The sequence below is a fragment of the Labrys sp. WJW genome (assembly GCF_001676615.1).
GTDB classification, from domain to species: domain Bacteria; phylum Pseudomonadota; class Alphaproteobacteria; order Rhizobiales; family Labraceae; genus Labrys; species Labrys sedimenti.
Genome location: NZ_LYXZ01000101.1, coordinates 1 through 8,984 on the forward strand (window position 1 = coordinate 1; position 8,984 = coordinate 8,984).

Below are 8,984 nucleotides of genomic sequence, written 5' to 3' on the forward strand. Positions count from 1 at the left end.
TGAGGTCGCGCCGCCCCTCATCCTTACCTTCTCCCCGTAAACGGGGCGAAGGGGTGGCCGGCCTCGCGCCTCTCGCCTTATCTTAGCGCCTATGGACGAGACGTCCGCGCACCCGGGAAGATTCTTGCTGTCGACCCTCGCTCCATATACCCTACCCCCCTATGCTATAGAGGATGCCATGAGCCACACGATCCAGGAAAAGGCCAAGCTGTTGGCACGGGTTCGCCGCATCAAGGGGCAGGTCGAGGCGATCGAGCGGGCGCTGGAGAATGAACTGGGCTGCGATCCCATCATGCACATGCTGGCCGGGGTGAGGGGGTCTATCGCCGGCATGATGGCCGAGGTCATCGAGGACCATGTCCGCGACCACATCATGATGCCTGGCCTGGACGATGCGGGCCGCCGTGAAGCCGCCGAGCATCTGATCGACGTCGTCAGGAGCTATCTGAAATGACCATGCCCACCGCCAATGCTCCCTTCGAGCACAGCCATGTCTTCCTCGGCTCCGACCACGATTCCAACGAACGCCGGACTTGGGCCGTCATCATCCTTTGCGTGGCAATGATGGGCCTGGAGATCGTCGGCGGCGCCATCTATGGCTCGATCGCGCTGATGGCGGATGGCCTGCACATGTCGACTCATGCCGGCGCCCTGCTGTTGACGGCGTTGGCTTACCGTTACGCGCGCCGGCATGCCTTCGATCGGCGCTTCACCTTCGGCACCGGCAAGGTCGGCGACCTCGCAGGCTACACCAGCGCCGTCATCCTGGCGATGATCGCGCTGCTGATCGCCTATGAAGCCGTGATGCGCCTGCTGGCCCCGGTCCCGATCGACTATGGACAGGCCATTGCCATTGCGGTGCTGGGCTTGGCCGTCAACATCGCCAGCGTATGGCTGCTCAATGGGGGCGCCCATCACCATCATCACCACGCGCATGGGCATGGACACGATCACGGCGACCATCACCATCACGAGGAAGCACGTCGCCTGTCGACGGCATCCGGCTCGCTCGAACTGAGTATTTTCGAGGACGGCGTCCCGCCACGTTTCCGCCTGCGGTCCCTGCAAGGCCCCATGCCGGAAGCGGCCACAGTCAGCCTGGAGATCATTCGGAAGGAGGGAACGAGACAGCGTTTCATCTTCACGGACCACGACACCTATCTGGAATCGCAGGAGGAAATCCCCGAGCCCCATGCTTTCGCCGTCAGGCTCGATCTCGGAGGCGAGCGGCTGACGACGGCCTTCGCGGAACCTCATACCCATGGCGGGCACCATGACAACAACATGCGCTCGGCCATTGCCCATGTCATGGCGGACGCGGCGGTTTCCGTGTTGGTGATCGTCGGCCTCCTGCTCGGTCTCCTGGCCGGTTGGGGCTGGATGGACCCGATCGCCGGCCTGGTCGGCGCCGCAGTCATCCTCAGCTGGTCCTATACGCTGATCCGCGACACCGGCGGCATCCTGGTCGACATGCTGCCCGACCGCCGGCTGGCGGACGCCATGCGCCGGACGATCGAGGAGGAGGGCGACAAGGTCGCGGACCTGCATCTGTGGCGGCTCGGCCCCGGCCATCTCGGCGCCATCCTGTCGATCGCCTCGGCCCATCCCCGGGAACCCGACTTCTATCGTGGCAAGTTGGCAATGTTTCCTTCCCTCTCGCATGTCACGATCGAGGTTCAGCCTCGATAGATCCATCGATCGCGATCGGGCGGATGCTGGGGCCACTGCAGGCGTTGCAAAGGCCGGCTCGACAAACCAAGCTTTGGAGATGCGCTTGCATCTGGCCACGGGAGGCTTGCCAGTGGGATTGTTGACGGATGTGCTGATCGCAGACGCTGCCGAGGCCAAGCTGATCTGCGAAATCTGGCCTCGGGAGAGGCGCTGGCCTGCCATCGAGACCAAGGGCCTCGACAACAGCAAGTTCGCAGCCCTGGCGGCGGCATGGGGCGATCACGAACTGTCCGACACTCTGGAGAGCGGCGGGTACATTGCCGCGACGCGCAGCGACGAGGGGCCATGGGTCTTCGTATTTCCGGACTCCTTTCGGGATCGGATCGCGGCAATCGAGCCGGCGCGAATTCCTGAAATCGCCAAGGCATGGTCGGGCCAGCGAGAACTCGAGCTCGATGGCTGGAAGGCCGATGATCTCGATGGCCCTTTGCTTCAATTGCGCGAGTTTGCCGCGCGTGCCGTCAAGCAAGGCAAATCCCTGCTGCTCTGGATGAGCCTGTGAAAGTCGGGAGCCGGTAACGCGCCGATCACGATAGCGCACATCGATTTTACCCCTGATCTTACGTGATCGTGAGAAACATCCATCCCTGCACGGGCGTATAAGGGAAGTAAGTCCACGCCCATCGACCAGGGAAGATCATGCTGATCCGCTACGCCCCCGACCTCACCGAGGCCCATGTCACGCCGAAGCAGACCTATGTCGACCGCAGGCATTTTCTGGCCGGCATCGGAGCCGTCGCCGGCGCAGCCCTTCTGCCCGTCTCCGCCGAAGCGGCCAAGCTGTCGGGAGCCAAGAGCGCCTATTCCACCGACGAGAAGCAGACCAGTTTGGAAGACGTCACCGGCTACAATAATTTCTACGAGTTCGGCACCGACAAGTCTGACCCGGCCGCCTATGCCGGCAAGCTGACCACCACGCCCTGGAGCATCAAGGTCGACGGGCTCGTCAACAAGCCGGCGACCTATGCGCTGGAGGATTTCGTCAAGCCTTACCGCCTGGAGGAACGCATCTACCGCCATCGCTGCGTCGAAGCCTGGTCGATGGTGGTCCCCTGGCTTGGTTTCGCGCTCTCTGACGTGATCAAGAAGGCGGAACCGCAGGGCGCCGCCAAGTTCGTGGCTTTCGAAACGCTGGTGCGGCCCTCGGAGATGCCGGGCCAGTCGGCCTTCTTTCCGGCCCTGAAGTGGCCCTATGTCGAGGGGTTACGCCTCGACGAGGCGCTCAACCCGCTCACCATCCTGGCTGTCGGCCTCTATGGCGAAACTCTTCCGAACCAGAACGGCGCGCCGCTACGCCTGATCGTGCCCTGGAAATACGGCTTCAAGGGTATCAAGTCGATCGTGCGCATCAGCCTGGTCGAGAAGCAGCCGCCCACCTCGTGGAACCTGGAGAACTCGAGCGAGTACGGCTTCTATTCCAACGTCAACCCTGAGGTCGATCACCCGCGCTGGAGCCAGGCGAGCGAGCGTCGGATCGGTGCAGGCCTGCTGGCCGGCCGGCAGCCGACTTTGATGTTCAACGGCTATGGCGAACAGGTAGCGGCAATGTATGCCGGCATGGATCTGAAGGCCAACTACTGATGCAATCCTCGCGCGCCAGCCTGCAAGCCGTGCTCAAATGGCTCATCTACGTCGTCGGCATGCTGCCGGCCGTGTGGTTGTTCTATCTTGCCTTCACCGGGCGTATCGGCGCCGATCCCGTCGCCCAGCTCGAATGGGGGCTGGGGCTGTGGGCCCTGCGCTTTCTGATCGCCTGCCTCTGCATCACGCCGCTGCGCCAGCTTCTGCGCATCAACCTGCTGCGCTATCGGCGTGCGCTCGGTCTGGTGGCCTTCTACTACGTGCTGCTGCATCTGAGCGTCTGGCTCTGGCTCGACCGCGGCCTCGATCTCCATGCGGCTGTTCAGGACATCCTGCGCCGGCCCTATATCACCATCGGCATGGCCGCCTTCACTTTGCTCGTGCCCCTGGCACTGACGTCGACGAATTGGTCGATCCGCAAGCTTGGCGGCAAGGCCTGGTCGAAATTGCACAAGCTCGTCTATCCCGCCATCGCGCTCGGGGCGCTGCATTTCATCATGATCAAGAAGGTCTGGCTGATCGAGCCGCTGGTCTATGCGGCGATCGTGCTTGTGCTGCTCGCCTGGCGCCTGCTGTGGCCGTTGATCGGCAACCGTCGCCCAAGAAGCGCAAGGCGGGTTGCGTCAACGTAATGCAAGCAACGCGCTGCCACCCCTCATCCCCCTGCCGGGACCTTCTCCCGCAAGGGGAGAAGGAACAGGATTGGGATACGGCGCGTCAGCGGAACAGCTTTCAAATGGCTCCTCACCTGCCAGATGAGATGCCTTCTCCCCTTGCGGGAGAAGGTCCCGGCAGGGGGATGAGGGGTAGCAGCACATCGGATCGGCCGAAAAAATCGGTTGCCTCGGTGCGAATCTCCACCTATCTTGCCGTTCCCCGGTTCACACTCAGCATGAGGGAGAATTGCATGAGCACATTTCTGATTCTCGCTCACGTGTCGAACGCTCGGCCATATGAGATCCTGACGCGTTAGGTCGCGTCTTTTTCTCCCGAACACCCTCCGGGTCTTTTTCCTGAACATATTTTGCGCCGCACCTTTGCGTGCGCCTTGCATTTTGGAGACGGCGCGGGGCTGCGCCGGTTACCCCGATGACTCTTTCTCGCAAAGAGCCCGGCCGCAATCCCATGGCGGCTGTGCTTGGATTCACCTTTGATCACTGGCGCAGCCAGGCCGATCTCGTGACCTTGATCGTAATCGCCGTCGGCGTGGCAACGGTCGCCGAAGTGGTCGTGCCAATCTATGCCGGCCAGATGGTCGATGCCGTCACCGCTGGCCTTGGTGGAGCAAGCGAGGCCTGGTGGGCGCTTGGCGCCATGCTGGTCCTCGGTGCGGTTGCCGTGGGCTGCCGGCAGCTGTTCTTCTATGCCATCACCATCCTGACCACACGGATGATGAGCACGATCGCCCGCGAAGCCTTCGCGCGCGTGCAGCGTTTCTCCACCGACTGGCACGCCAACAATTTCGCCGGTTCGACGGTCAGGCGCATCACCCGCGGCATGTGGGCACTCGACATGCTCAACGATACGCTGCTGGTCGCCATTCTTCCCTCCATCCTCGTCCTGCTCGGTTCGACGGTGGTGCTGGCGACGGTCTGGCCGATGCTGGGCCTGGTGGTGCTCATCGGTTCCATCGCCTTCGTGGCGATGACGGTGGTGCTGTCGGTGAACTATGTCGCCCCTGCCGCACGCCTCGCCAACAGCTGGGATACGCGCGTGGGCGGTGCGCTCGCCGATGCTGTCACCTGCAACGCGGTGGTCAAGGCCTTCGGCGGCGAAACGCGCGAGGATGCCCGCCTGACGGCGGTGCTGGCCAAATGGCGCTCGCGCACCAATCGCACCTGGATGCGCGGCACCAATGCCGGCACGGCGCAGAATCTGTTCCTGTTGGGGCTGAGGGCCGCGGTGCTGGGCGTGGTGCTATGGCTGTGGATGCGCGGGCAGGCCGGCGTTGGTGACGTCGCACTGGTCCTGACCAGCTATGCCGTGGTGCATGGCTATCTGCGCGACATCGGCATGCACATCCACAACCTCCAGCGTTCGGTGAACGACATGGAGGAACTGGTGGCATTCTACGACCAGCCGATGGGCGTGAAGGACAGGCATGATGCCATGCCGGCCATGATCACGGACGGGCGCATCGCCTTCGAGCATGTGACCTTCCACTATGGCGGCCATGCCGATGCCCTTTATCGCGACTTCTCCGTCGAGATCGGGGCAGGGGAGAAGATCGGCCTGGTGGGCCGGTCGGGCTCGGGCAAGACCACCTTCGTGAAGCTGATCCAGCGTCTCTACGACGTGAATGCCGGCCGCATCACCATCGATGGCCAGGACATCGCCGACATGACGCAGGCCAGCCTGCGCAGCCAGATCGCCATCGTGCAGCAGGAGCCCATCCTGTTTCACCGCTCGCTGGCCGAAAACATCGCCTACGCCCGGCCTGGGGCCAGCATGGCCGAGATCGAGCATGCGGCAAGTCTTGCCAATGCGCATGCCTTCATCTCGGCCCTGCCCAAGGGTTATGGCACGATGGTGGGCGAGCGCGGCGTGAAGCTGTCCGGCGGTGAGCGCCAGCGCGTGGCGCTTGCCCGGGCCTTCCTGGCGGATGCGCCGGTTCTGATCCTGGACGAGGCGACCTCCAGCCTCGATTCGGAATCGGAGCATCTAATCCAGGAGGCGATGGAAAGGCTGATGGCGGGCCGCACCACCATCGTCATCGCCCATCGGCTCTCGACCGTGCAGGCGATGGACCGCATCCTTGTCTTCGACAAGGGCAAGATCGTCGAGGAAGGAGATCATGCCAGCCTGATCCGCCATCCCGACGGCATCTATCGCGGTCTGTTCGAACGCCAGGCCCTGGAACTCGCCAAGGGCTGGGCGGCGTAGACGCGTGTGCCGGTCTTCGGACCGGCACACGCCCCAAAAAGGTCCGGCCGTGCCCATATTTTTGCAACGATCTGCAAGGACGTCGAGGTTTGGCGATCAATGTCCTCGATCAACGACTGAATGAGCCCTGATCACGCCAGGGCGATCCGTACCCGCCGGTTCTGCTTGCCCTTCTTTTCGATCTGGGTCACCGCGATCCGACCGATCTCGTCGGTGTTGCGCACATGGGTTCCGCCGCAAGGCTGCAGGTCGAGGCCTTCGATCTCGACCAGCCTGATCACCCCCGAGCCGCGCGGAGGCTTGACCGACATGGTCTTGACCAGACCAGGATTGGCGTCGAGTTCGGCATCCGTGATCCAGCGTTCGCTGACCTCGGCACCCTGGCCGATCATGGTGTTGACCTTGTGGGCGATCTCGTCCTTGTCGAGGCCGGCATCCTGGATGTCGAAATCGAGCCGCCCCTCGCCATCGCCGATGGATCCACCCGTGACGGGGTAGGGCAGGGCGACCGAAAGCAGATGCAGGGCGGTATGCACTTTCATGCGGGCGTAGCGCCGGGACCAGTCCAGCGCCAGTTCGACCGTATCACCCACAGCCGGCAGCAACCCTTCCGGTGGCACGACATGCGCGATTTCGGTCTTGGTCTCGTCGTTCCACACGGCATTGGTGATGGCGATGGTACGCCCGTCCGACAGCGTCATGGTGCCGACATCGCCGGGCTGGCCGCCGCCCATGGCGTAAAAGACCGTGCGATCCAGAATGATGCCATGTTGCGACAACCCGATCACCGTAGCACTGGCGCCGAGGCTGTAGGGATCGTCTCTGAACAGCAGATCTGTCGCCATGTGGTCACCTATTCCAATGGAGCCTTGATGGTGGAACGCTTTTCAAGCCATTCCGGCACGGGCAGGTTCTTGGAACGCATGAACGCAGGATTGAACAGCTTGGACTGATAGCGCGAACCGTGATCGCACAGGATGGTCACGATGGTGTGGCCCGGCCCGAGATCCCGAGCCATCCGGATGGCACCGGCAATGTTGATGCCGGTCGAAAGACCCACGCACAGCCCTTCTTCCTGCAGCAGATCATAAACCAACGGCACCGCTTCTTCATCAGGGATCTGATAGGCGAGATCGACCGGTGCACCCTCGATATTCTTGGTGACCCGGTTCTGGCCGATGCCCTCCGACATCGACGAACCGGAGAACTTCAGTTCGCCATCGGTGAACCAGGAATACATGGCGGCCCCCATCGGATCGGCGACGCCGATCTTGATGGCGGGATTGGCCGCCTTCAGGGCGATGCCGACGCCGGCCAGCGTGCCGCCCGAACCGATCGAGCAGATGAAGCCGTCGAGCTTGCCGTCTGTCTGTTCCAGGATTTCCGGTGCCGTGGTCTCGATATGGGCCTGGCGGTTGGCTGTATTGTCGAACTGGTTGGCCCAGACCGCACCGCCCGGTTCGGTTTTCGCCAGTTCGGCGGCCAGCCTGCCCGAGACCTTCACGTAATTGTTGGGGTTGGCATAGGGTACCGCAGGCACCTCTACGAGTTCGGCCCCCGCCAGGCGCAGCATGTCCTTCTTTTCCTGGCTCTGGGTCTCGGGGATCACGATCACCGTGCGAAAGCCCATGGCATCGGCGACCAGCGCCAGGCCGATGCCCGTATTGCCGGCCGTGCCTTCGACGATGGTGCCGCCGGGCTTCAACTCGCCGCGCGCCACCGCATCCTTGATGATGAAGAGCGCCGCACGATCCTTCACCGACTGGCCCGGATTCATGAATTCGGCCTTGCCAAGAATGGTGCAGCCCGTCAGCTCGGACGCGCGGTTGAGGCGAATGAGGGGCGTGTTGCCGATGGCATCGACGAGACCGGTACGGAAAGCCATGTGTGATCGTCTGCTGATTTGAGGGGATGCGACCCTAACCCGACTTTTCTGATCGGCATAGGGGAGAGGCATATCGACGACGGGTTTTCCAAGCCGCGGTGCCATGATAGCTCTCGCCCCCGCAGGCAGGCCGTCTCGACAGGGACTGCCGCTATTGATCCTCGCTAGAGCAAAGCGCGTTTAGCCGGAAACGCTATTTTGCTCTAACTCTTTGGTTCGACGCATCTTTGCGATTCTTGGCGATTCCGCCAAATCGCAAAACGCCATAGGAAGCCGTCATGTCGAAGGTGACACGCGCCACCCAGATGCTTGCCAAGGCCGGCGTCGCCTTTTCCGTCCATAGCTACGACTATGATCCAGACGCCGACAGTATCGGCCTGCAGGCCGCCGAGGCCCTCGGAGAACCGCCCAGCCAAGTGCTGAAGACCCTGATGGCTCTGGTCGACGGCAAGCCCGTCTGCGTCGTCGTGCCGTCGGACCACGAAGTCTCCATGAAGAAGCTGGCGGCGGCCTTCAATGGCAAGTCGGCGCAGATGATGAAGCCGGCCGATGCCGAGCGTAGCACGGGATACAAGATCGGCGGCATCAGCCCGTTCGGCCAGATGCGCAAGGTGCGCACGGCCATCGAGGAAACCGCGCTCACCGCGAACTATGTCTATGTCAATGGCGGCCAGCGCGGCCTGCAGATCCGGCTCTCTCCCGGTGATGCCAGGGCTGTCCTCGACGCCACCGCCGCTGCCCTGGTCGCGGCTTGACCCGTCCCCCCTCACCATCGACGAGCATCGATAGGTGACCGCAGCGCACCGAGAGCAAAGCGCGTTTAGACGGAAACGCTGCATTGCTCTAACTCTTTGGTTCGACGCGTCTTTGCGATTCTTGGTGATTCCACCAAATCGCAAAACGC

9 protein-coding genes are annotated in these 8,984 nt (G+C 62.7%); 7 read left to right on the forward strand and 2 right to left on the reverse strand.

Annotated elements, in window-relative coordinates; all coding sequences use genetic code 11:
- Window positions 1–178: 178 nt before the first annotated feature.
- From BA190_RS34710 to BA190_RS34735, 6 genes are all read left to right on the forward strand, one after another.
- Window positions 179–454 (forward strand): metal/formaldehyde-sensitive transcriptional repressor, encoded by a 276-nt coding sequence (locus BA190_RS34710; protein ID WP_068299749.1) that lies wholly within the window; start codon window positions 179–181, stop codon window positions 452–454.
- Window positions 451–1,689 carry a CDF family Co(II)/Ni(II) efflux transporter DmeF gene (dmeF, locus tag BA190_RS34715; RefSeq protein WP_082980273.1) on the forward strand — a complete coding sequence of 413 codons (1,239 nt, stop codon included), beginning with the start codon at window positions 451–453 and terminating at the stop codon, window positions 1,687–1,689. The genes BA190_RS34710 and dmeF overlap by 4 nt, the downstream gene beginning before the upstream one ends.
- 112 nt (window positions 1,690–1,801) lie before the next feature.
- Window positions 1,802–2,233, forward strand: a complete 432-nt coding sequence (locus BA190_RS34720) for a hypothetical protein (RefSeq protein WP_156771848.1) — start codon at window positions 1,802–1,804, stop codon at window positions 2,231–2,233.
- Between the two features lie 137 nt (window positions 2,234–2,370).
- The gene (msrP, locus tag BA190_RS34725; protein ID WP_068299755.1) at window positions 2,371–3,312 is read left to right on the forward strand and encodes a protein-methionine-sulfoxide reductase catalytic subunit MsrP; all 942 of its coding nucleotides are present in this window, start codon (window positions 2,371–2,373) and stop codon (window positions 3,310–3,312) included.
- A complete protein-coding gene (gene msrQ, locus BA190_RS34730) occupies window positions 3,312–3,944 on the forward strand; it encodes a protein-methionine-sulfoxide reductase heme-binding subunit MsrQ (RefSeq protein ID WP_068299757.1) in 633 nt (210 codons plus the stop codon). Before msrP ends, msrQ begins: the two co-directional genes overlap by 1 nt.
- 457 nt (window positions 3,945–4,401) lie before the next feature.
- Window positions 4,402–6,195 carry an ABC transporter ATP-binding protein gene (locus BA190_RS34735; protein WP_068299760.1) on the forward strand — a complete coding sequence of 598 codons (1,794 nt, stop codon included), beginning with the start codon at window positions 4,402–4,404 and terminating at the stop codon, window positions 6,193–6,195.
- 131 nt (window positions 6,196–6,326) lie between these two features.
- Here BA190_RS34735 and BA190_RS34740 read toward each other — a convergent pair whose 3' ends face one another.
- Both BA190_RS34740 and BA190_RS34745 read right to left on the reverse strand, forming a co-directional pair.
- On the reverse strand, window positions 6,327–7,040 hold the full coding sequence (locus BA190_RS34740) for an alanyl-tRNA editing protein (protein ID WP_068299763.1): 714 nt from the start codon (window positions 7,038–7,040) through the stop codon (window positions 6,327–6,329).
- An 8-nt stretch (window positions 7,041–7,048) separates the two neighbouring features.
- Window positions 7,049–8,080, reverse strand: coding sequence for a cysteine synthase A (locus tag BA190_RS34745; protein ID WP_068299766.1), 1,032 nt, complete (start codon window positions 8,078–8,080; stop codon window positions 7,049–7,051).
- Between the two features lie 278 nt (window positions 8,081–8,358).
- On the opposite strand from BA190_RS34745, the gene ybaK reads away from it, so the two are divergent.
- Entirely contained in the window at window positions 8,359–8,835 is a 477-nt protein-coding gene (ybaK, locus tag BA190_RS34750) for a Cys-tRNA(Pro) deacylase (protein ID WP_068299769.1), read from the forward strand.
- Window positions 8,836–8,984: the final 149 nt, after the last annotated feature.

What these genes read in the sequence shown, in the direction of transcription:
- BA190_RS34710 (WP_068299749.1), top strand. Translation starts at nt 179, where the DNA reads ATGAGCCACACGATCCAGGAAAAGGCCAAGCTGTTGGCACGGGTTCGC.
- dmeF (WP_082980273.1), top strand. Translation starts at nt 451, where the DNA reads ATGACCATGCCCACCGCCAATGCTCCCTTCGAGCACAGCCATGTCTTC.
- msrP (WP_068299755.1), top strand. Translation starts at nt 2,371, where the DNA reads ATGCTGATCCGCTACGCCCCCGACCTCACCGAGGCCCATGTCACGCCG.
- msrQ (WP_068299757.1), top strand. Translation starts at nt 3,312, where the DNA reads ATGCAATCCTCGCGCGCCAGCCTGCAAGCCGTGCTCAAATGGCTCATC.
- BA190_RS34735 (WP_068299760.1), top strand. Translation starts at nt 4,402, where the DNA reads ATGACTCTTTCTCGCAAAGAGCCCGGCCGCAATCCCATGGCGGCTGTG.
- BA190_RS34740 (WP_068299763.1), bottom strand. Translation starts at nt 7,040, where the DNA reads ATGGCGACAGATCTGCTGTTCAGAGACGATCCCTACAGCCTCGGCGCC.
- BA190_RS34745 (WP_068299766.1), bottom strand. Translation starts at nt 8,080, where the DNA reads ATGGCTTTCCGTACCGGTCTCGTCGATGCCATCGGCAACACGCCCCTC.
- ybaK (WP_068299769.1), top strand. Translation starts at nt 8,359, where the DNA reads ATGTCGAAGGTGACACGCGCCACCCAGATGCTTGCCAAGGCCGGCGTC.